The organism is Streptomyces sp. NPDC053432 (assembly GCF_055585365.1).
Genome location: NZ_JBVJKF010000002.1, coordinates 312,549 through 331,347 on the forward strand (window position 1 = coordinate 312,549; position 18,799 = coordinate 331,347).

Genomic DNA, 18,799 nt, shown 5'->3' on the forward strand with positions numbered 1-18,799 from the left:
CGGCCCCCGCTCCCAGCCCCCGTCCACCCCCGACCGCCACGACCCATCCCCCCTCGGCACGAGCGGGCCCGGCACGGGCGGCCTCGGCACGGGCAGCCCCGACGCGGGCGGCCCCAACGCGGGCGGGCCCGGCGCGGGTGGGCCCGGCGCGGGCGGGCCCGGCGCGGGTGGGCCCGGCAGGAGCGGCCCCGGCGCGGGTGGGCCCGGCAGGAGCGGCCCCGGCGCGGGTGGGCCTGGGCGGGGCGGGGGTTTCTCGTGGCGCCCCGGGGGGCACCGGCCTGCGCCCTGGGTGCGGACGCGGTTGCGCGCGGCTCCGTCGGCCGCGCTGCTCGGCGCGGCCCTCGTGTTCGTCACCGTACTGCTCGCCGCCGGCCTGCCCCGGGCCGCCGACCGGGGCGCCGACCACGCCCTGCGCTCGTTCCTGCAGGCCCAGGGCCCGGGCCCGACCAGCCTGTTCGCCACCACCAGCTCGCGGGGCGGGCCGCAGACACCGCAGGAGCTGGACTCCGCCCTGACCGCGCTGCGCGCCCGTACCGGCGGCGCGTTCCACCTCGCCGCGAGCGGCCCGGTGCACGGCGCCTACGGCATGAAGCCCCGTGAGCTGGCGAACCCGGGTCTCGCCCGGATCGAAGGTCCGGACCCGCGGCTGACCCTGGTGTACCTGCCGGAGGTCGCCTCGCACGCGTCACTCGTGGCGGGACGCTGGCCGACCGGCCGGGTGGCCGAGGACGCGCCGGTCCCCGTGGCCCTGTCCCGCGCGGCCTCCGAGACCCTGAAGGCGCCCATCGGTACCGTGCTGGAGTCCGGGCCCCTGATCTCGGGCCCGGTCCGCGCCGAAGTCGTCGGGCTCTACGACGCCGCCGACGACGCCGACGTGTACTGGACCGACCTGCCCTGCCTGACGCACGCGTGCAAGAACCGGACCACCCAGGCCCCGCCCCGGGCGTACTGGCAGACCGGCGCCGTCGTCGGCGCCGAGGGGATCGACCGGATCGCCGGCTGGGGCGAGGGCATCCAGTACTTCTGGCGGCTCCCGGTGGACACCGCCGTCCTGCGGGCGGACCGGCTGCCCGCCACCGCCGAGGAGGTCGCCTCCTTCGTCGCCGGCCCCACCTCCACCGGGCTGAGCCGCACCATCGAGCGGCCGGACCTGCGCATCGCCTCCCGGCTCCCGGAGCTCTTCGCGCAGGCCGAGGCCAGGCAGCGGGGCGCGGCGCCGCTCGCCGCGATCGGCCCGGCCGGGGTCGCCGGGGTGGCCGTGGTCGTCTTCGCCCTGGCCGCCGCACTCGGCGGCGACCGGCGTGCGGCCGAGCTGCGGCTGCTGCTCGCACGCGGCGGCTCGCGCCGCTCCATCGTGCTGCGCCTGCTCGGGGAGGGCGCCGTGACCGTGCTGCCCGCCGCGGCCGCGGCCACCTGGCTCGCGCTGGCGCTGCTGCCGACGCCCCGGGTGACGGCCTCCCTCGTCGCCGCGGCCGCCGTCACCCTGCTGGCCCTGCTGGCCCTGCCCGTACGGGCCTTCGTCCTGTTGTCGGGTCCGCGCGCGCCGCGCCCCCGACGGCGGCTCGTCGCCGAACTCCTCGTCGTGGTGGCGACCGCCGCCGCCGTGTACGAGGTGCGCACCCGCGGCGTCGCCCCCGCCGGGGCGGGACTCGACCCGCTGCTCGTCGCCGCCCCGCTGCTGCTCGCGCTGTGCGGCGGGCTGGTCCTGGCCCGGCTCCAGCCCCCGCTCGTCGGGGCGTTGGCCCGGGTGGCGGGCCGGGGTGCCGGACTGGTCGCCTTCCTCGGGCTGGCCCGCGCCGCGCGCGGCGGGTCCGCCGGGGCGGCCGGGGGCCGGGGGCGGCCGTCGGTTCTGCCACTGATCGCGCTGCTGCTGGCCGTCACCACGGGTGGCTTCGGTGCGACGGTGCTGGGTGCGGTCGACGACTCCCGGCTCCAGGTGGCCCGGGAGGCCGTGGGCGGTGACGCGCAGGTCGCCGCCCCCGACGAGACCGCCATCCCCCGCGAACTGATCGACGCCGCCGCCTCGTCGCCCGGTGTCCGGACGGCCACCTCGGCCTGGGTGGACGACGACGCGTTCGTGTTCGGCTTCGGGCGGGGCGCGGCGCACGTCTCGGTGGTCGTCGTCGATCCGCGGTCGTACGCGGAGCTGTCCCGGACCCTGGGGCGGGGCGGCTTCGACCCCGCCGCCCTCACCGGCAAGGGGTCCGACTCCGCGGTCCCGGCCCTGTTCAGCCGCGATCTGCAGGCGCAGAAGGACGCGACCGGCACGGCGGCCGGCGAGACCTTCCGCCTCTGGGTGGGCGGTGAGGAGATCCGGGTCGCCTCCGCCGGCACCTTCGAGGGTGGTACGCCCGCGCTGCCGGGCGCGGGTGCGGCCACCCTGATCCTGCCGGCCGGCCCGGCCTCCGCGGTGGTCCCCAAGGCCGCGCAGCCCAACCGGTGGCTGGCGCTCGGCCGGATCGACGGAGACCGGCTGGAGGAGCTGGTGGCCAGGACCGTCCCGGCGGCGACCGCCGAGAAGTACCTGGTCCGCACCAGTGCCGCCAAGGTCGCCGAACTGGCCGACGACCCGCTCCAGCACGCAGCCGGCGGGCTGTTCCGGGCGTCGGTGGCGGGCGCCGCGGGCTTCGCCGTGCTGGCGGTCCTGCTGACGCTGATGCGCGCCGCGCCCGACCGGGCCGCGCTGCTGGCGCGGCTGCGCACGATGGGGCTCCAGCCCCGGCGGGGCGTGGCTCTGATCCTGGCCGAGACCTGGCCGCAGGCCCTGGTGGCGGCGCTCGGCGGCGGACTCGTCGCGGCGGCGGCCGTGTTCCTGCTGGGTCCGGCCGTGGACCTGTCCTCGCTGGTCGGCGCCGAGGTGCCGACCGGGCTGGGGCCGGCCGCCGCGCCCGTCCTGACCCAGGCACTGGGCATCGCTGCCCTCGTGACCGCGGCCGTCCTGGCGGAGGCGGCGGTTTCCGGCAGGCGGCAGATCACCACCGAGTTGAGAGCGGGAGACCAGCGGTGAACACCGACCAGCCGACCTACGAAGACCTGCGCCGGGAGGCCCTGGCCGCCTCGGAGCCCCGTACGAGCCGGGCGGACACGGCGATCGTCTGCGACCGCCTGGTACGCATCTTCAGCACTGCCGGGGTCGAGGTGCAGGCCCTCCAGGGGCTCGAACTCACCGTGGCCCAGGGCGACCTGGTGGCGCTCGTCGGCGCCTCGGGCAGCGGGAAGTCCACCCTGCTGAACATCCTGGCCGGCCTGGACGTCCCCACGGCGGGCACGGCCACCGTGGGCGGATACGACCTGCTGGAGATGTCGTCCGGGCAACGGCTGCGCTACCGGCGCGAGGCCGTGGGCTTCGTCTGGCAGCAGACGGCCCGCAACCTGATGCCGTTCCTCACGGCGGCCCAGAACATCGCGCTGCCCATGCAGTTGCGGGGCCGGGCCGGGAGCGGAGCGAAGGCGCGCCGCGCGCAGCGGGTGGGCGAACTCCTGGAGGCGCTGGAGATCGGCGATCTCGCGGGCCGCCGGCCGGCCGAACTGTCCGGCGGCCAGCAGCAGCGCGTGGCGATCGCCGTGGCCATGGCCAACGACCCGAAGGTGCTCCTCGCCGACGAGCCCACGGGCGAGCTGGACTCGGAGACGGGCGCCGCGATCTTCGAGTCGTTCCGCACCGTCAACAGGGAGCTGGGCGCCACCGTCGTCATCGTGACGCACGACCCGCTGGTCGCCGGCGAGGTCCGCCGTACGGTCGCCATCCGTGACGGCCGGACGAGCAGCGAGGTCCTGCGGCGTACGGTCACCGACGAGCACGGCGAGGAGTCGGTGAGCGAGCGCGAGTACGTGATGCTCGACCGGACGGGCCGCGTCCAGCTCCCCCAGAAGTTCCTGGAGGCCCTGGGCATGGAACACCGTGTGGCGGTAGACCTGGCCTCCGACCACATCGAGGTCCGCCGCGACGACGTGGAGTCCTGAGGAGCCGGGCCGGAGCCGGTTCGACGCCGGGTCTCAGGCGGCGCACCGCGCGCGGGTGGCGGGGACCCTGTGGCGGGCTCCGGGCTTCTCCCGCCCTCCGGGAAACCTTCGTCACGGCCGCGCCCCGTGCCCGGGAGGGTGATTCCGTCACCTCCCCGGGCCGGGGGTCGTTAGCGCCTCGGGGTCGGATCGGGGGCGAAGGGATGACGGTTATGCGGCAGTTTCCTCTGGAGATGCACCACGTGGCACCTGGCCGGGTGGTCGAGTGGCGGCTCAGGCGCACGGCGGGCGATGCCCCGGATCAGGACCCCCGGGCGGGCAAGATGGCGTCCTTCAACCAGGACAAGCACTTCACGGTCGCCGAGGAGAGCCGGGACGCCGACGACCCGGTCGCCTCGTGGATCGCGGTCACCTTCGAGGTGGACGGCCCGCTCGACGAACCGGCGCTGGCACGGGCGCTGCTCTCCTTCGTGCAGCGGCACGAGGTGCTGCGGTGCGCGTTCAGCAGGCTCGCCGGTGAGGTGGCCTGCGAGCCCTTCGACCCGGCCGAACTCGTCCTCGACCCCGAGCCCGTGGGCGTCTTCGACGACTCGGACCGGCTGAGCGACTTCCTCGTCGAGCGGTTCAAGCGCAGCATCGACACCCTGTCGTGGCCCCTGTTCGTGATGGGCGGGGTGCTCCGCGCGGATTCCGCGACCGTCTATCTCGCCTTCGACCACATCGTCTGCGACGGCATGTCGATGCCGATCGTCGTCCACGAGGTGCTGACCGCGTACGAGGCCCTGTGCCGCGGCGAGGAGATCGCGCTGCCGGCCGCCCCCAGCTATCTCGACTTCGCCGACGAGCAGCGCCGCCGCTACCTGTCCATCGACACCCGCGACGAACGCCTCGGATACTGGAAGTCCTTCGTCGAGCGGGGCGGCGGCGAGTTCTTCCCGCGTTTCCCGCTCGATCTCGGCGTGGAGCCGGGCCGGATGTACCCGATCGTGAACGAGGCCTCCCGCCTGCTCGACCCCTCCGACACGGAGGTGTTCGAGAAGACCTGTCTGGCGGTCGGCGGCAAGCCGTTCATGGGGGTGCTCGCCTCGGTCGCCGTCTGTCTGCGCGAGGCGGGCGGGCCGGGGGTCTACCGGGGGCTGATGCCGGTGAGCGAACGCGGCCGGCAGGCCTGGACGGATTCGGTGGGGTGGTTCGTCAACACCATGCCGATCGAGTTCGACGCCTCGCCCGGCCGGGACTTCGCCGCGGTCATGGCGGAGGTCCGGGCCGGGTTCGGCGAGATGATCGCCCACATCGACGTGCCGTTCGTCCGGGCCTGGGAGCTGCTGGCGCCCGAGGAGTTCGCCGCCCGCTCGTGGCCGTACCCCGTGAACTTCTTCTCGTACATCGACATGCGCAAGTGCCGCGGGGCCGAACGCCACGAGGAGTGGCGGCCGACCACCCACGTCTGGTCGGCGCGGGCCAACGGTGCCTGTTCGTGGTTCCAGCGGGACACCGACGGACTGCACATGAACTCCATCTACGTGGACACGCCGGCGGCGCGCCGCACCATGGGCGACTTCCAGGAGGCGCTGCGCCTGACGGTGCGGGAGATCGCCCGCGCGGGCGGCTTCCGCAGGCCCGTCGGCCTGACCCCGCCGCGGCGGCCGGCCGGGACCCCGCTCGACGCGGCCGCGTACGCCCGCCGCGGCTGACCCGGAGCCGGCGGGACGGGGCGGGGCCTACGCGAGGCGGGCGGCGCGGCCGAGCAGCAGCTCGCGCTCCCGCTCGTTGCGCGTGAGCGAGGCCGCCCGCTCGAACTCCGCGCGGGCCTCCTGCGGCCGGCCCAGCCGTTCGAGCAGGTCTCCTCGCACGCTCGGCAGCAAGTGGTAGGCGCGCAGGGCCGGTTCCTCCGTCAGGGCGTCGACGAGCGGCAGCGCCGCCTCGGGGCCCCGGGCCATCGAGACGGCCACCGCGCGGTTGAGCTCCACGACGGGTGACGGGACGAGGAGGACGAGCCGGCCGTAGAGCGCGGCGATCGTCGCCCAGTCGGTGTCCTCGTAGCGCACGGCAGCCGCGTGGCAGCCGGCGATCGCGGCCTGGAGTGCGTACGGACCGCTGCCGGCGCGGCTCAGGGCCCGGACGCCCCGGTGGATGAGGAGGCGGTTCCACTTGTTCCGGTTCTGGTCGGCGAGCAGCACCGGTTCCCCCTGGGGGCCGGTGCGTGCGGCGATCCGTGAGGCCTGGAACTCCAGGAGTGCGGCGAGGCCGTGCACCTCGGGTTCCTCGGGCATCAGGGCGGTGAGGAGGCGGGCGAGGCGCAGGGCGTCCTCGCACAGGGCGGGGCGGATCAGGTCGTCCCCGGCGGTGGCCGAGTAGCCCTCGTTGAAGACGAGGTAGATGACTTCGAGGACGGAGGCCAGCCGTGCCTCGCGGTCGGCCCCGTACGGGACCTCGAAGGGCACGCCCGCCGAGGCCAGGGTGCGCTTGGCCCGGACGATGCGCTGGGCGACGGTCGGCTCGGAGGACAGGAAGGCCCGCGCGATCTCCTGGGTGGTCAGTCCGCCCATCAGGCGCAGGGTGAGCGCGATCCGCGCCTCGGTGGCCAGGAGCGGATGGCAGGCGGTGAAGATCAGCCGGAGGAGGTCGTCGTCGATGTCGTCGGGGTCGGCCGGTTCTGCGGGCGGCGGCACGTCCTCCAGGCTCCGGCCGACCTCGGCGAGCTTGCGGGCGTAGGTCTCCTTGCGGCGCACGAGGTCGATCGCGCGGTGCTTGGCGGTGGCCATGAGCCAGGCGCCCGGCCTGTCCGGGACACCGGACTGCGGCCATTGTTCGAGTGCGGCGACCAGGGCGTCCTGTGCGAGTTCCTCGGCGATGCCGACGTCCCGCACGATGCGGGTCACGCCGGCGATGATGCGCGCGGACTCGATCCTGAACACCGCTTCGACCGCCTGGGCCGTGTCACCTGCCGTCACGGCCACCCATCAGAGCAGCCGTGACGAGGCGGGGCAAACGCGACGCGGGGCCCTGGACGGGCCGCGCCGCTCACATCTCCTGGATCTCCCGGACCTCGGCGCTGACGTTCCAGTTCGCCGGGTGGATCTCCAGGAAGCGGCGGGTCCACTCGACGGCCTCGGCCTTGTCCTTGCACTGGGTCAGGGAGTAGCCGCCGACCACCTCCTTCGTCTCGGTGAACGGGCCGTCGGTGTAGCTGATCTTTCCGCCGGACCAGCTCAGCCGGGTGCCCTCGGAGGTGGGCAGCAGGCCGGCGGTGTCGAGCATGACCCCGGCCTTGGTGATCTCCTCCAGCAGGGCGCCCATGCGCTGCTCGAAGTCGGCGGGGAACTCCTCGGGCGGCAGGTTCTGCTCGTCGATGCGGATCATCGTCAGGAAGCGCGGCATGGTGACTCCTCGGTCGGAGGGCGGGGACGTTCCCCGCCTCTCACCCCTGCGTCGAACGGGGGACGCCCGGATCGACACGGTCCCGGAAATTCTTCGGAAGTTTTTTCGGCGAGCCCGACGACACGTCCCTACTCGCCAGTAGGATCGCGTTCCGGCCGCTCCCTCCCCCCGAGAGGACTCCACTGATGCCCCGCCCCTCCTCCCCCCTGCTGCTCGCCGGTCTGCTCGCCGGGGCGGCCGTCGCGCACGCCGCGGTGCCGAAGCAGTTCGACGCCATCGTCCCGCGCTCGCTGCCGGGGACCCCGCGCCAGTGGACGTACGCGAGCGGAGTCGCGGAGCTCGCGCTGGCCGCCGGAATCGCCCATCCGCGCACCCGCAAGGCGGCGGCGCTGGCGGCTGCCGCCTTCTTCGTCGGCGTCTTCCCGGCGAACGTCAAGATGGCGGCCGACGCCCGCCACCGCTCCCCCGCGCTGCGCGCGGTGACGCTGGGCCGGCTTCCGCTCCAGGTGCCGCTGGTCCTGTGGGCCAGGAAGGTGAGCCGCGACGCCGCGGGCCAGGGCCAGGGCCGCTAGCGGCTGTCGCCCGCCCAGTCCCAGTGGACCTCGTCGTGCGCTCGGCGCCGGTAGTGGGCCCGGCCGCCCGCCCCGTAGCGTCCTATCTCGGTCGGGAGACGGGCCTCTTCGGCGAGCTGGGGCGTGCTCCAGCCGGTGATGTCGAGCAGGAGCCCGTCGAGGGGCCCGCCCACGAGCTCGCCGTAGACGTGGCCGGGGCGCGGGCCCGGGTCGGGGTCTTCGTGGTCGGCGCCGTAGACCCGGCGCCGGAGCATCCTGTCGTCCATGGCCCCAGCTTCACAGGTGCCACTGACAACGGGCGATGATGGCCCCGACGGGCACGCACGGACGAGGAGCGGTACGCACATGGCGGCACACCGGGTACACCAGCCACTGGAGGACCAGGAGTTCGACTTCATCCTCTCCATGACGACGGGGCCGGTTCTCGCCTACTTCTGCGGGTCCTGGCCCAAGGCCCTCGAGGCCTGCCGGGCCATGGACGCGGTCGTCGCCGAACTGGCGGTGGAGTACGGGACCCGACTCACCGCCGTGCGCACCGACATGACCCGCTGCCCCGGTCCGACCAGGCGTTACGGGGTGACCGGCGCCCCGACGGCCGTGCTCGTCGAGGACGGAGAGGCGGTCGCGAGCCACGCCGGGCCCATGACGGCCGAGGAGCTGCGGGCGTTCCTGGACGCCCACCTCTGAGCGGCGCGGGCCCCCGTTGGGCCCAGTGGGCGAACTCGGGCGATCTGGCCGAATGTGGCATGGGAAGGATAGGTGCCTTAGGCATGTAATGGAGTCCGGCGAGACGGAACCACGGCTTGCGAGGTACTTCATGTCAGAGACTGTCGCCTTTCCCCAGGACCGGACCTGCCCCTACCACCCGCCGACCGCCTACGCACCGCTCCGGGAGGGCCGGCTGGCGGGGCGGCCGCTGTCCCGGGTCACCCTCTTCGACGGCCGCTCCGTATGGGTGGTCACCGGGCACGCCGAGGCGCGCGCCCTGCTCTCGGACGGCCGGCTCTCCACCGACCGCACCAACGCCGCCTTCCCCTTCCCCACCCGGCGGTTCAAGGGGGTGCAGAACCGCCGGACCGCGCTGCTCGGGGTCGACGACCCGGAGCACAACAGGCAGCGCCGGATGCTGATCCCCTCCTTCACCCTGAAGCGGACGGCCGCCCTGCGGCCCCGGATCCGGGAGACCGTGGACCACCTGATCGACGCGATGGAGGCCGCGGGTCCGCGCGCGGAGCTGGTCTCCGCCTTCGCCCTGCCGGTGCCGTCGATGGTGATCTGCTCGCTGCTCGGAGTCCCGTACGAGGACCACGAGTTCTTCGAGAGCCAGTCGCGGCGGCTGCTGCGCGGACCGGAGGCGGCGGATGTCGAGGAGGCCCGCCGCAGGCTCGACGCGTACCTGACCGAGCTGATCGGGCGCAAGCGCCGGGAGCCGGGGGACGGGCTGCTCGACGAGCTGATCGCCGAACGCCTGGAGACCGGCGAGGTGGACGTGCCGGAGCTGATCGACCTGGCCCTGATCCTGCTGGTCGCGGGCCACGAGACGACGGCCAACATGATCTCGCTCGGCACCTACACCCTCCTGCTCCACCCCGAGCAGCTGGCCGAACTCCGCGCGGACCCGGCGCTGATGCCGGCGGCCGTGGAGGAGCTGATGCGGTTCTTGTCGATCGCGGACGGCATGCTGCGAGTCGCCACGCAGGACATCGAGATCGGCGGGGTGACGGTGCGCGCGGACGACGGGGTGATCTTCTCCACCTCCGTCATCAACCGCGACCAGTCCGTCTTCGAGGATCCCGACGCGCTGGACTGGAACCGGCCCGCCCGCCACCACGTGGCCTTCGGGTTCGGCGTCCACCAGTGCCTGGGCCAGAACCTGGCCCGCGCCGAGATGGAGATCGCCCTGGGGGCCCTCTTCGAACGGCTGCCGGGACTGCGGCTGGCGGCCGAGCCGGACCGGATCCCCTTCAAGCCCGGAGACACCATCCAGGGCATGGTCGAACTCCCCGTGGCGTGGTGAGCGGCATGCCGGCGGCCCCTCTGCGCATCGACATCGACACCGGCGTCTGCATCGGCGCCGGCCAGTGCGCGCTGACCGCGCCCGGGGTGTTCACCCAGGACGACGACGGCTTCGGCGAGGTGCTGCCCGGGCGGGAGGACGGGGCGGGCAGCGCTCTGGTCCGGGAGGCGGCCCGCGCCTGCCCGGTCTCGGCCATCACCGTGCGGGAGGCGTAGCGCGGACTCCGAGTTCCTGTACAGTTGTCCAGGAAGTGGCCGCACGGCCACCACAGTCGTCGGATCCCGTCGCCGGGCAACGAGAAACGGAGGCGGCCATGGACACGGTCGCTCGCATACTGATCGGCCTCGTGGCCGCCCTGCACGTGTACATCCTGGTCCTGGAGATGTTCCTGTGGCAGCGCACGCCCGGCCGGGCGCTGTCCGGGTTCGACGCGGACACGGCCCGTCTGACGGCGCCGCTCGCCGCCAACCAGGGGCTCTACAACGGCTTCCTCGCCGCGGGCCTCGTCTGGGGGCTGGTCACCGACTCGCTCGCCACCCAGGTGTTCTTCCTGGTCTGCGTGATCGTCGCCGGGGTGTTCGGGGCCGCTACCGCCAACCGCCGCATCCTCGTCGCCCAGGCCCTCCCCGGCGCCCTCGCGCTCGGCGCGGCGCTGCTGGCGGCGTGACGGCATGAGCGCGCAGGACCCGCGTACGGCGCGGACCAAGGCGCGGCTGCGCGAGAGCCTGCTGGCCGAGTGCGCGGACCGGCCGCTCGCCGACGTCAGCGTCTCGGCGGTGGTCCGCCGCGCCGGCGTCGGCCGCGCCACGTTCTACCTGCATTACGAGGACCTGCCCGCGCTCGCCGTGGACGCGTGCGCGGAGGTGGTCCACGCGGCGGTCGACGCCCTGCACGCCTGGCAGACCGGGCCCGGCTCGCGGGCGCCGCTGGAGCCCCCGCAGGCCCTGTCCGCCTTCTTCACGGAGGTGGCCGGACACGCCCCGCTCTACCGCACGCTGCTGCTCCCGGGCGGTGCGGGCCCCCTGGGCGACCGGCTCCACCGGGAGCTGCGCGCCCGCGCCCGCGCCGAGCGCGCGGCGGTGGGCGCCCCGCACGCGGACCTCGTCGCCTCGGCGGTCGCCGCCGCGTTCACGGGGGTGCTCGCGGACTGGCTGCACGGGCAGGTCCCGGCGACCGCGCCGGAGCTGGCCGACCGGGTGTGGTCGCTGCTGCTGGCACTGCACCGCGCCGTCTAGGGGGGTGCCGCGAGAGTCCTGGGCGGTGCCCGCGGGGCCCGCGGTGTCCGGTGCGTGCGCTCGGCGTGCCGGGGGAGGGCCCTCGTACTGGGCGTGCCCGGGGCGTCGGCCGGCGCGGCGAGCGTGCGTGCCGGGCGCCGCGGGCGCCGCGGGGGACTTTCGCGACACCCCCCGGGGCCTCTCGTCAACCCGCGAGCCCCGCCGGGCGGCCCGGCGGGGCTCGGTTTCACGGCACGGGCTCTGGGGCCGGTCCGCGAAGCGGTACTACCTTTGGGGGACCACCCGCTCGGCCTGGGGGCCCTTGGGGCCTTGGGTGACGTTGTACTCGACCCGCTCGTTCTCCTCCAGCGACTTGAAGCCGGTGCTCTCGATCGCGGAGAAGTGCACGAACACGTCGGGGCCGCCGTCGTCCTGCTGGATGAAACCGAACCCCTTCTCCGAGTTGAACCACTTCACGGTGCCTGTTGCCATCTGGCTGATCCTTCTCAACGTTCCACTGCGGGCCGCTGAACACGGCCGTCTCGATCCTGCCCAACCGTCCCGTGCGGCACACGCCCAACGCGTCCAACCGTGGGCGCGCCGCGCATTCGAACTTCTGGCCGTCCTGTCCGTGAAACGGGGGAGCACGGGGGCGCGCCCCCCGCGGAAGGAGCCTTCGAGAGGGGACGGACATGAGCGGGTTCGCGACGTTCCGGGTGCCGGAACACGTGACCGGCACGGCGGCGGACGCGGTGCTCGGCCGGGAGATGACCGCCGCCTGGCGGCGCGACGGGATCTTCCAGATCGCGGCCGACGCCGGACAGCGGGCGCGGACGCGGGAGGCGCTGGCGGCCAGTCGGCGGTTCTTCGCCCGGCCCCGGGCCGAGAAGGCGGCGTGCGTCAACGACACCTCGTACAGCGGCTACATCGCCTCCGGGGAGGAGGTGACCGCGGGCGAGCGGGACGCCTCGGAGATCTTCACCATCACCCCGGACCTGCCGTCGGCCGCGCGCGGGCTGCCGTGCCACGGGCCGGTGCCGTGGCCCGACACCGCGTACCGGACGGCCATGGAGGCGTACCTGGCCGGGGTCGGCTCCCTGGGCGAACGGCTGCTGCGGCTCGTGGCACTCGGGCTGGGGCTCGGCCCGGCCGGTGCCGACCGGCTCGCGGGGCTGACCCGCGACGGCTGGCACCACATGCGGGTCCTGCGCTTCCCGGCCGCCTCACGGACGACGGAGCGCGGGATCGGTGCGCACACGGATTACGGGCTGCTGGTGATCGCCGCGCAGGACGAGGTCGGCGGGCTGTTCGTGCGGCCGCCCGTGGGCGGGGAGCGCAGGCCCCGGAACTGGCTTGCGGGCGAGAGTTCGGCGGGCTTCGCCGAGGACTCCCCCGGCTGGACGTACGTGACGCCCGTGCCTGACGTGCTCACGGTGTTCCCGGGGGACATCCTGCAGTTCCTCACGGGCGGGGAGCTGCTGTCGACCCCGCACAAGGTGCGGCTCGCGGACCGGGAGCGGCACGCGCTGGCCTATTTCCACGAGCCGCGTTTCGGCGCCCGGATCCGCCCCCTGGACCCGGCGTCACAGGACGGCACCGTGATCCACTACGGCGAGCACTTCACCCGGATGTTCATGCGCTGCTATCCGCAGCGGGCAACGACGCGGCGGATCGAGGCCGAGGGGCTGATGCGCCGGCTCGCGGGGGCCCGCTGACCCGGCAGCCGAGGCAGTCGGCGTGCCCCGTCCGGGCACGGGTGTCGCGGACCCGCCAGTCCCACTCGCCCTCGGGGCGGGGTCCGCTGGGCTTGCCCCATCCGGCGAGGTGGAGCAGCCAGGTGACGATCCCGGCCACGGCGACGAGGCCGAGGCCCAGCCAGATGCCGGGCGTCCAGGCCGCGCACACGGAGATTCCCGCTGCGGCGGTACCGAGCAGGGCCAGGGCCGTGCCGGTCCAGCCGGCCACCGTGTGGCCGAGGTCGACGTGACCGTGCGCGCTCATGATTCTCCCTGGTCGAAGGGTCGGCAGTAGGCTCGGAGCAGGAACTTTTATCTCACGAGCTAAGTAACTTAGATGCTAAGGAGTATCTCGGTGCAGGGCAAGCCCCGCCCCGCGGCCACCCCCGCGGACGCGCTTTCGCGCATGGACCAGTTCGTCGCGCTGGGCATCGTCGGCCAGCAGGAGGTGGCGCAGCGCCTCGGGCTGAACGTCACCGACCTGACCTGCCTCGGGCACATCCTGGGCGCCGGGGACAGCCCGCTCGCCGCCGGCGACCTCGCCGGGCTGCTCGACCTCACCACCGGGGCCGTGACCGGTGTGATCAACCGCCTGGAACGGGCCGGGTACGCCCGGCGGCAGCCCGACCCCGCCGACCGGCGGCGGGTGCGGGTCGTGGCCGATCCCACGGCCGCCGCCCGGGTGGTCGCGGTCTACCAGCCTTTCTACGACCGGCTCGGTGCGCTGTTCGCCGACTACACCCCCGACGAGATCGCCGTGATCGCCGACTGGTTCCAGCGCGCGGCCGTCGAGGTCCGCGACCACTGCGCCCAGGTACGGGCGGGGGAACTGGACGCGGGGCAGCCGTAGTCCCCGCTGGTACCATGGGCGGTTGACCATCTCGCTTTCCGCTGCTTCGAAAGGTCCTGCATGAGGAACCCGTCAGCTCACGGCCGTTTCGGTGTCAAGGGCAGTGCCAGGCCCGCCGCGAAGAGCGGCGGCAAGGCCCCCCGGAGCACCGGGCCGCAGGGTGAGTTCACGATGCACGAGCCGAAGGTGCCGGGGCTGGCGCCGGTGGCCTCGTTCTCCGAGCTGGACCTGCCCGCCGAGCTGATGACGACCATGGCCGAGCTGGAGGTCAGGGAGCCGTTCCCGATCCAGGCCGCGACGCTGCCCAACGCGCTGGCCGGCCGGGACGTCCTGGGCCGCGCGCAGACCGGCTCCGGCAAGACCCTCGCCTTCGGCCTGGCCCTCCTCGCCCGCACCGCGGGCCGGCAGGCCGAGCCGAAGCGCCCTCTGGCGCTGGTCCTCGTCCCGACGCGCGAACTGGCGCAGCAGGTGACCGAGGCGCTGGACCCGTACGCCAAGGCCCTGGAGCTGCGGATGGCCACGGTGGTCGGCGGACTGTCGATCGGACGGCAGGTCAGCGCGCTGCGCACCGGCGCGGAGGTCGTGGTGGCCACCCCCGGACGCCTGAGCGACCTGGTCGGACGGCGTGACGTCCACCTGGAGCGGGTGCGGATCACCGTGCTCGACGAGGCCGACCAGATGTGCGACATGGGCTTCATGCCGCAGGTCACGGAGATCCTGGACCAGGTGCACCACGCGGGGCAGCGGATGCTGTTCTCGGCGACCCTGGACCGCAACGTGGACCAGCTGGTCCGCGGCTACCTCAAGGACCCGGTGGCGCACTCCGTGGACCCGCAGGCGGGCGCGGTCACCACCATGGACCACCACGTGCTGCACATCCACGCGGCCGACAAGTACTCGGCGGCGACGGAGATCGCGGCCCGCGACGACCGCGTCCTGATGTTCATCGACACCAAGCACGGCGTCGACCAGTTCGTGAAGCACCTGCGCGCCATGGGCGTACGGGCGGAGGGGCTGCACAGCGGCAAGTCGCAGCCCCAGCGCACCCGGACCCTGGCCCAGTTCAAGACGGGCGCCGTCACGGTCCTGGTCGCCACGAACGTCGCGGCGCGCGGCATCCACATCGACGACCTCGACCTGGTGGTCAACGTGGACCCGCCCGCGGACCACAAGGACTACCTGCACCGCGGCGGACGCACGGCGCGGGCCGGCGAGTCCGGCCGGGTCGTCACCCTCGTCACCCCCAACCAGCGCCGGGACATGGTCCGGCTGATGGCGGACGCGCGGATCCGGCCGACGATCACCCAGGTGCGGTCCGGCGAGGCGGCGCTCAGCCGGATCACCGGCGCGAAGGCGCCCTCCGGGGTGCCGCTGTCCGGCGCCGCGCCGACCGACGCCAAGGGCAGGCCCTCCGGCACGGAGCTCGGCTTCCGCGGGATCGGCACCCGGCCGGGACGGCCCGGCCGGGGCAAGGAGGCCCGCAAGACGCTGGAGGCCCGGCAGCAGGCCGAGGCCCGCCGGGCGGCGAGGGTCCGCAAGGGCCTGTGATCCGGAGGCGCCGGACCCCGTGCGGCGGGGTCCGTGCGGCGGGGTCCGGCGCGTTGTGCGGCAGGGTCAGCCGCGGCTGCGGCGGCGCCGGGCGACGATCGCGCGGGTGACGACCGGCGGCAGCAGGTCCTTGGCGAGCTTGCGCCAGCCACGGGCACCCGGCCTGCGGGCGGCGGCGGTCGGCACGGGGGCGGCGACCGGGGCGGGAGCGGGCCGCAGCGGCTGCGGGAGGACCGGCGGCCGGGCCCCCGCGTCCGAGATCTGCACGACGGACCGGCCCGCGATCACGTCCACGCCGTGCCCGAGGTCCGTGCGGCCCTCCAGCCAGGCCAGGAGGTCCTTCTGGTGGGCTTCCGGGTCGCCCCAGGTCGCGTACATCTTCATGTCGGAGACGCAGATGGGGTTCAGCCCGCCCGAGACCACCGCCGACCAGACCGCGGCCGCGACGCCGGGGCAGTGCGCGGAGCGGTAGTCGTCGAACACCACCACCGCGCCGGGGGCCGCCACGAGCCGTGAGGACTCGATGTCCGCGACGACGTGCTCGTAGAGGTGGGAGGCGTCGATGTGGACGAACCGGCAACTCGCCGGGCGCACCTCGGCGCCGACGACGGAGGTCGGTGCCTGGATGACGGTCGGCAGTTCCTCGTGGAAGGCCAGGTAGTTCGTCTCGAACCCGCGGCGGGTGAGCGTGGGGTACGAGAGGCGGTTCTCCGCGACGTTCAGCTCGTCCCCCGCGGGCGAGTCGAAGAGGTCGCAGACGGTGAACTCCTCGCCGTCCCGCAGGTAGCGGCCGACGAAGATGGCGCTCTTCCCCATGAACACGCCGAGTTCGAGGAGGTCGCCCGGCACGGCGGTGGCATCGCTGTTCTGACGGGACAGGAACCAGTCGAAGAGCAGCTGGTCGTAGGCCGAGAACCAGCCTTCGACCTCACCGTATGCGGTGGGGACGGGCAGGGCCTGCTCGGCGTCGGTGGTGGTGACGGGAGCATGCGAAACGTGCGACACGAAGAGTCATCCTCCAGCGGAGTGGCATCGTCCAACGCTGACACCCGGCCGGGTTAACCGCACCTTAGACGCCGGACCGGCGTCTGACGAGACTCTCGTCACATGAGAATGGAATCGATGCCGCCCGGCGCCGGGACTTCGGGGCCCGGCGCGGCCGTGCGCCGGCGCAGACGGCCGGCGGCCGCGTTGCGCACGCGCCGGGTGCGCGCATCGCCGGCGAGCAGGCCGAGGGCCTCGTACGAGGTCAGCAGTCGGGCGGCGGTGCGCTGGCACCAGTCCGAGGCGCCGACGAGCTCCGCGGCGGACCAGGGCTCGCCCCGGGTGATGTCCTTGAGCAGGGTCCACTCGCGCAGCCGCCGCTCGGGGAAGGCGCGGCCGACGAGCACACCGGCCATCGCCTGCGCCCAGGCGGGGAACCCGTCGTCGGCCAGCAGGCGTGCGGCACGCCGGTCGAGGTGGGTGACGACGGCGCTCTCGGCCATCACGGGGTCGGGGTCCCGCAGCACGACGGCCACGGCGTCCGCCTCGGCACCGGCACCACGCGCCCCGGCCAGGGCGTCCAGGTGCCGGCCGTACCGCCAGTGCTCGGGCGGCTCGGCGCCGCCGGCGTCCGGACGGCTCATCGGACACCCCGGCCGGCCACCACGCCCCGCGGTATCGCTACGCCGGACCGCTGCCTGTTCTTCCCTCTCCCCATGCCCCCATTCCACACGACGCCCGGACCCGCCCGTCCCCCAGGGTCCCTCCTGGGGCGGGGCGGGTGCGGCGGCTCTTCCGGGAGGTGGTTCAGGTGCCGGGGCGCCGCTCCGGTTCGGGGAGCGGGGCGCCGGTTTCCAGGAGGGTCTTGAGGCTGGAGGCGAGCATCGGCCAGGCCCGCCCGCACATGCCGATCAGCGTGCCACCCGGTTCGAAGCCCTCGTGGAGGATGGTCAGCCGGGCGAGGGTGTCGCCGACCGGCTCGATCTCGTACGTGACCCTCGTGCGCGGCTCCTTGGCCAGTTGCGCCCGCAGCTCCTCGTCGATCCCCGCCGAGGCGGCCCACTGCGGGGTGAAGGTGTGCCAGGTGTAGGAGAGCAGCCGGTCCGGGACGCAGCCGAGGACCACCTGCTCGGGGTCGCTGGTGCGCGCCCCGCGCTCGACCCAGTCCATCGTCGAGCCCACCGCCCAGTCGGTCACGAAGCTCACGCCCCAGTACCGGCGGGTGTAGGCCGGCTCGGTGAGGGCCTGCCAGACCCGGGCGGGATCGGCCTGGACGTACACGGTGTAGGTGATCGCACTGTCGCTCATGGCCCCATGCTGCGGGACCGCGTGCCGCGGAGGCCGGATTTCCCGGTCACGGCGCAGCGATCACCAGCGCACGCCCTCCTCGGGGAGTTCCGTGGCCGGGGTGCGGGCCGGGGCGGGCAGGGCGAGGCGGGTGCGGGCCGCGTGGGCGGCGGCGAGTTCGTGGGCGCCGGCCGGCCCCCAGTCGCTCAGTTCACGGACCTGTTCGGGGGTGGCCAGCAGCCGGGCGAACGCCGGGTCCGCGGCCGGGGGCACGCAGGTGAGCCGGGCGGCCGTGCGGGCGTGGGCGCCCTCGTCGCCGTGCCGGTAGCCGAGCGGGGCGGCGCCCGTGGTGGGGGCGGCCGTCGGGGGCGGGAGGTGGACGGCACCGGTCGCCCGGGCGACCAGGACCAGGACCCGGCCGTCGGGGGCGAACAGCCAGCCGGACCGGTCGCGTACCGGCAGGTGGGCGGGGACCGGGCCCGGATGCCAGGCGCCGCGCTGCGGGGTCCGGCGGGTGCGGAGCACGCCGAGCCGGTCGAGGGCGGTGGGCGCGGTGGGGCGGCCGTCCTCCAGCAGGGCGGTGCCGGAACCGTTGATGCGGGCGCGCAGGGCGGACAGGGCCCGGCGGGCGTCACCGGCGTCCATCAGGCCGGGCAGGTCGGCGGGCTCGGCGAAGTGGATGCCGGTGATCTCCTGGGCGGGGAGGCGGACGGAGTCGATCCGCTCCGGGGTCCAGGTGCCGCCGTCGTAGACGTGCAGGACCTCGCCGGGGAACCGCATCTCGGGCGGGAATCCGGGGGTGTCGGCGGGGATCCAGTCCACGGCGAGCCCGCGTGGGTAGCGGCCGTCGACGCCGAGCTCCTCGCGCATCTCCCTGGCCGCCGCGGCGGAGGGCGCCTCCCCGGCGTCCACGGCTCCCCCGGGCAGCAGCCGGTCGGGGCGGTAGTCGACGCTCTGGACGAGGACCCGCCCGTCGGCATCGGTGACGAGGACGACGGCCGCGGTCCACACGGTGGCGCGCGAGGCGCCGTACGCGGCGGGGCTCATCCAGGTCCCGGACCCCGCCCGCGCCCGCCCCTGCGCCCCCACCTGTACCTGTGCCTGCGCCTCGTCGGTCTGCTGCGACATCCGAACTCCGTTCACCGTGGGTGGCCCGCCGGCCTGTGCAACCGCGGCCGCGGCCGGGTGGTTACGGCGGTCCCGGGACCGGGCACCGGCCCCCATCCCTTTACTCTCCGCATACCTCC

Annotated in this window: 21 protein-coding genes; 12 read left to right on the plus strand and 9 right to left on the minus strand. The window is 74.4% G+C overall.

The genetic code is table 11. From position 1 onward, the window contains the following. Window positions 1–301: 301 nt before the first annotated feature. The 3 genes from ACZ6Y1_RS04515 to ACZ6Y1_RS04525 all read left to right on the plus strand — a co-directional run bounded on the left by ACZ6Y1_RS04515 (window position 302) and on the right by ACZ6Y1_RS04525 (window position 5,657). Window positions 302–3,007: a hypothetical protein gene (locus ACZ6Y1_RS04515; protein WP_469622716.1), complete on the plus strand. Its 2,706-nt coding sequence runs from the start codon at window positions 302–304 to the stop codon at window positions 3,005–3,007. Then, a complete protein-coding gene (locus ACZ6Y1_RS04520; RefSeq protein WP_469622719.1) occupies window positions 3,004–3,963 on the plus strand; it encodes an ABC transporter ATP-binding protein in 960 nt (319 codons plus the stop codon). Before ACZ6Y1_RS04515 ends, ACZ6Y1_RS04520 begins: the two co-directional genes overlap by 4 nt. A gap of 212 nt (window positions 3,964–4,175) precedes the next feature. Beyond that, window positions 4,176–5,657, plus strand: a complete 1,482-nt coding sequence (locus tag ACZ6Y1_RS04525; RefSeq protein WP_469622723.1) for a condensation domain-containing protein — start codon at window positions 4,176–4,178, stop codon at window positions 5,655–5,657. 27 nt (window positions 5,658–5,684) lie between these two features. Here the strand turns inward: ACZ6Y1_RS04525 and ACZ6Y1_RS04530 are convergent, their stop codons facing one another. Continuing rightward, a complete protein-coding gene (locus ACZ6Y1_RS04530) occupies window positions 5,685–6,923 on the minus strand; it encodes an RNA polymerase sigma factor (protein WP_469622726.1) in 1,239 nt (412 codons plus the stop codon). A gap of 64 nt (window positions 6,924–6,987) precedes the next feature. Continuing rightward, window positions 6,988–7,344 carry a YciI family protein gene (locus ACZ6Y1_RS04535; RefSeq protein ID WP_469622729.1) on the minus strand — a complete coding sequence of 119 codons (357 nt, stop codon included), beginning with the start codon at window positions 7,342–7,344 and terminating at the stop codon, window positions 6,988–6,990. Window positions 7,345–7,529: 185 nt separating this feature from the next. Between ACZ6Y1_RS04535 and ACZ6Y1_RS04540 the strand changes: the two genes are divergently transcribed. Further along, window positions 7,530–7,916: a DoxX family protein gene (locus ACZ6Y1_RS04540; RefSeq protein WP_469622732.1), complete on the plus strand. Its 387-nt coding sequence runs from the start codon at window positions 7,530–7,532 to the stop codon at window positions 7,914–7,916. Here the strand turns inward: ACZ6Y1_RS04540 and ACZ6Y1_RS04545 are convergent. Then, the gene (locus tag ACZ6Y1_RS04545; RefSeq protein WP_469622735.1) at window positions 7,913–8,182 is read right to left on the minus strand and encodes a hypothetical protein; all 270 of its coding nucleotides are present in this window, start codon (window positions 8,180–8,182) and stop codon (window positions 7,913–7,915) included. The two genes, ACZ6Y1_RS04540 and ACZ6Y1_RS04545, sit on opposite strands and share 4 nt — an antisense overlap. Before the next feature lie 79 nt (window positions 8,183–8,261). Between ACZ6Y1_RS04545 and ACZ6Y1_RS04550 the strand changes: the two genes are divergently transcribed. From ACZ6Y1_RS04550 to ACZ6Y1_RS04570, 5 genes are all read left to right on the plus strand, one after another. Then, entirely contained in the window at window positions 8,262–8,603 is a 342-nt protein-coding gene (locus ACZ6Y1_RS04550; RefSeq protein WP_469622738.1) for a thioredoxin family protein, read from the plus strand. Window positions 8,604–8,733: 130 nt separating this feature from the next. Further along, window positions 8,734–9,933 carry a cytochrome P450 gene (locus ACZ6Y1_RS04555; RefSeq protein WP_469622741.1) on the plus strand — a complete coding sequence of 400 codons (1,200 nt, stop codon included), beginning with the start codon at window positions 8,734–8,736 and terminating at the stop codon, window positions 9,931–9,933. A gap of 20 nt (window positions 9,934–9,953) precedes the next feature. Continuing rightward, window positions 9,954–10,148 carry a ferredoxin gene (locus tag ACZ6Y1_RS04560; protein WP_469623680.1) on the plus strand — a complete coding sequence of 65 codons (195 nt, stop codon included), beginning with the start codon at window positions 9,954–9,956 and terminating at the stop codon, window positions 10,146–10,148. A 98-nt stretch (window positions 10,149–10,246) separates the two neighbouring features. Then, window positions 10,247–10,600 carry a DUF1304 domain-containing protein gene (locus ACZ6Y1_RS04565; RefSeq protein WP_469622744.1) on the plus strand — a complete coding sequence of 118 codons (354 nt, stop codon included), beginning with the start codon at window positions 10,247–10,249 and terminating at the stop codon, window positions 10,598–10,600. Window positions 10,601–10,604: 4 nt separating this feature from the next. Further along, window positions 10,605–11,168 (plus strand): TetR/AcrR family transcriptional regulator, encoded by a 564-nt coding sequence (locus ACZ6Y1_RS04570; RefSeq protein WP_469622747.1) that lies wholly within the window; start codon window positions 10,605–10,607, stop codon window positions 11,166–11,168. 264 nt (window positions 11,169–11,432) lie between these two features. Here ACZ6Y1_RS04570 and ACZ6Y1_RS04575 read toward each other — a convergent pair whose 3' ends face one another. Next, a complete protein-coding gene (locus ACZ6Y1_RS04575) occupies window positions 11,433–11,639 on the minus strand; it encodes a cold-shock protein (protein WP_469622751.1) in 207 nt (68 codons plus the stop codon). 200 nt (window positions 11,640–11,839) lie between these two features. Here ACZ6Y1_RS04575 and ACZ6Y1_RS04580 point away from each other — a divergent pair, with 200 nt between their 5' ends. Beyond that, window positions 11,840–12,862, plus strand: a complete 1,023-nt coding sequence (locus ACZ6Y1_RS04580; protein WP_469622754.1) for a 2-oxoglutarate and iron-dependent oxygenase domain-containing protein — start codon at window positions 11,840–11,842, stop codon at window positions 12,860–12,862. On the opposite strand, the gene ACZ6Y1_RS04585 is transcribed toward ACZ6Y1_RS04580, so the two are convergent. After that, window positions 12,780–13,148, minus strand: a complete 369-nt coding sequence (locus ACZ6Y1_RS04585; RefSeq protein ID WP_469622757.1) for an HGxxPAAW family protein — start codon at window positions 13,146–13,148, stop codon at window positions 12,780–12,782. The two genes, ACZ6Y1_RS04580 and ACZ6Y1_RS04585, sit on opposite strands and share 83 nt — an antisense overlap. A 90-nt stretch (window positions 13,149–13,238) precedes the next feature. Here ACZ6Y1_RS04585 and ACZ6Y1_RS04590 point away from each other — a divergent pair, with 90 nt between their 5' ends. Both ACZ6Y1_RS04590 and ACZ6Y1_RS04595 read left to right on the plus strand, forming a co-directional pair. Then, window positions 13,239–13,733, plus strand: a complete 495-nt coding sequence (locus ACZ6Y1_RS04590) for a MarR family winged helix-turn-helix transcriptional regulator (protein WP_469622760.1) — start codon at window positions 13,239–13,241, stop codon at window positions 13,731–13,733. A 60-nt stretch (window positions 13,734–13,793) separates the two neighbouring features. Continuing rightward, window positions 13,794–15,281, plus strand: a complete 1,488-nt coding sequence (locus tag ACZ6Y1_RS04595; RefSeq protein WP_469622763.1) for a DEAD/DEAH box helicase — start codon at window positions 13,794–13,796, stop codon at window positions 15,279–15,281. Window positions 15,282–15,347: 66 nt separating this feature from the next. Here the strand turns inward: ACZ6Y1_RS04595 and ACZ6Y1_RS04600 are convergent, their stop codons facing one another. From ACZ6Y1_RS04600 to ACZ6Y1_RS04615, 4 genes are all read right to left on the minus strand, one after another. Continuing rightward, window positions 15,348–16,286 (minus strand): class I SAM-dependent methyltransferase, encoded by a 939-nt coding sequence (locus ACZ6Y1_RS04600; protein ID WP_469622766.1) that lies wholly within the window; start codon window positions 16,284–16,286, stop codon window positions 15,348–15,350. Window positions 16,287–16,384: 98 nt separating this feature from the next. Beyond that, window positions 16,385–16,909: a hypothetical protein gene (locus ACZ6Y1_RS04605; RefSeq protein ID WP_469622769.1), complete on the minus strand. Its 525-nt coding sequence runs from the start codon at window positions 16,907–16,909 to the stop codon at window positions 16,385–16,387. A gap of 163 nt (window positions 16,910–17,072) precedes the next feature. After that, window positions 17,073–17,573 (minus strand): SRPBCC domain-containing protein, encoded by a 501-nt coding sequence (locus tag ACZ6Y1_RS04610; RefSeq protein WP_469622772.1) that lies wholly within the window; start codon window positions 17,571–17,573, stop codon window positions 17,073–17,075. Window positions 17,574–17,633: 60 nt separating this feature from the next. Next, on the minus strand, window positions 17,634–18,680 hold the full coding sequence (locus ACZ6Y1_RS04615) for an NUDIX domain-containing protein (protein WP_469622775.1): 1,047 nt from the start codon (window positions 18,678–18,680) through the stop codon (window positions 17,634–17,636). Between the last annotated feature and the right edge of the window lie 119 nt (window positions 18,681–18,799).

Excerpts from the sequence above, each read along its gene's own strand:
- ACZ6Y1_RS04610 (WP_469622772.1), bottom strand. The coding sequence starts at position 17,573 with ATGAGCGACAGTGCGATCACCTACACCGTGTACGTCCAGGCCGATCCC.
- ACZ6Y1_RS04555 (WP_469622741.1), top strand. The coding sequence starts at position 8,734 with ATGTCAGAGACTGTCGCCTTTCCCCAGGACCGGACCTGCCCCTACCAC.
- ACZ6Y1_RS04535 (WP_469622729.1), bottom strand. The coding sequence starts at position 7,344 with ATGCCGCGCTTCCTGACGATGATCCGCATCGACGAGCAGAACCTGCCG.
- ACZ6Y1_RS04595 (WP_469622763.1), top strand. The coding sequence starts at position 13,794 with ATGAGGAACCCGTCAGCTCACGGCCGTTTCGGTGTCAAGGGCAGTGCC.
- ACZ6Y1_RS04575 (WP_469622751.1), bottom strand. The coding sequence starts at position 11,639 with ATGGCAACAGGCACCGTGAAGTGGTTCAACTCGGAGAAGGGGTTCGGT.
- ACZ6Y1_RS04525 (WP_469622723.1), top strand. The coding sequence starts at position 4,176 with ATGCGGCAGTTTCCTCTGGAGATGCACCACGTGGCACCTGGCCGGGTG.
- ACZ6Y1_RS04580 (WP_469622754.1), top strand. The coding sequence starts at position 11,840 with ATGAGCGGGTTCGCGACGTTCCGGGTGCCGGAACACGTGACCGGCACG.
- ACZ6Y1_RS04540 (WP_469622732.1), top strand. The coding sequence starts at position 7,530 with ATGCCCCGCCCCTCCTCCCCCCTGCTGCTCGCCGGTCTGCTCGCCGGG.
- ACZ6Y1_RS04570 (WP_469622747.1), top strand. The coding sequence starts at position 10,605 with ATGAGCGCGCAGGACCCGCGTACGGCGCGGACCAAGGCGCGGCTGCGC.
- ACZ6Y1_RS04585 (WP_469622757.1), bottom strand. The coding sequence starts at position 13,148 with ATGAGCGCGCACGGTCACGTCGACCTCGGCCACACGGTGGCCGGCTGG.
- ACZ6Y1_RS04550 (WP_469622738.1), top strand. The coding sequence starts at position 8,262 with ATGGCGGCACACCGGGTACACCAGCCACTGGAGGACCAGGAGTTCGAC.
- ACZ6Y1_RS04605 (WP_469622769.1), bottom strand. The coding sequence starts at position 16,909 with ATGAGCCGTCCGGACGCCGGCGGCGCCGAGCCGCCCGAGCACTGGCGG.
- ACZ6Y1_RS04615 (WP_469622775.1), bottom strand. The coding sequence starts at position 18,680 with ATGTCGCAGCAGACCGACGAGGCGCAGGCACAGGTACAGGTGGGGGCG.
- ACZ6Y1_RS04565 (WP_469622744.1), top strand. The coding sequence starts at position 10,247 with ATGGACACGGTCGCTCGCATACTGATCGGCCTCGTGGCCGCCCTGCAC.
- ACZ6Y1_RS04545 (WP_469622735.1), bottom strand. The coding sequence starts at position 8,182 with ATGGACGACAGGATGCTCCGGCGCCGGGTCTACGGCGCCGACCACGAA.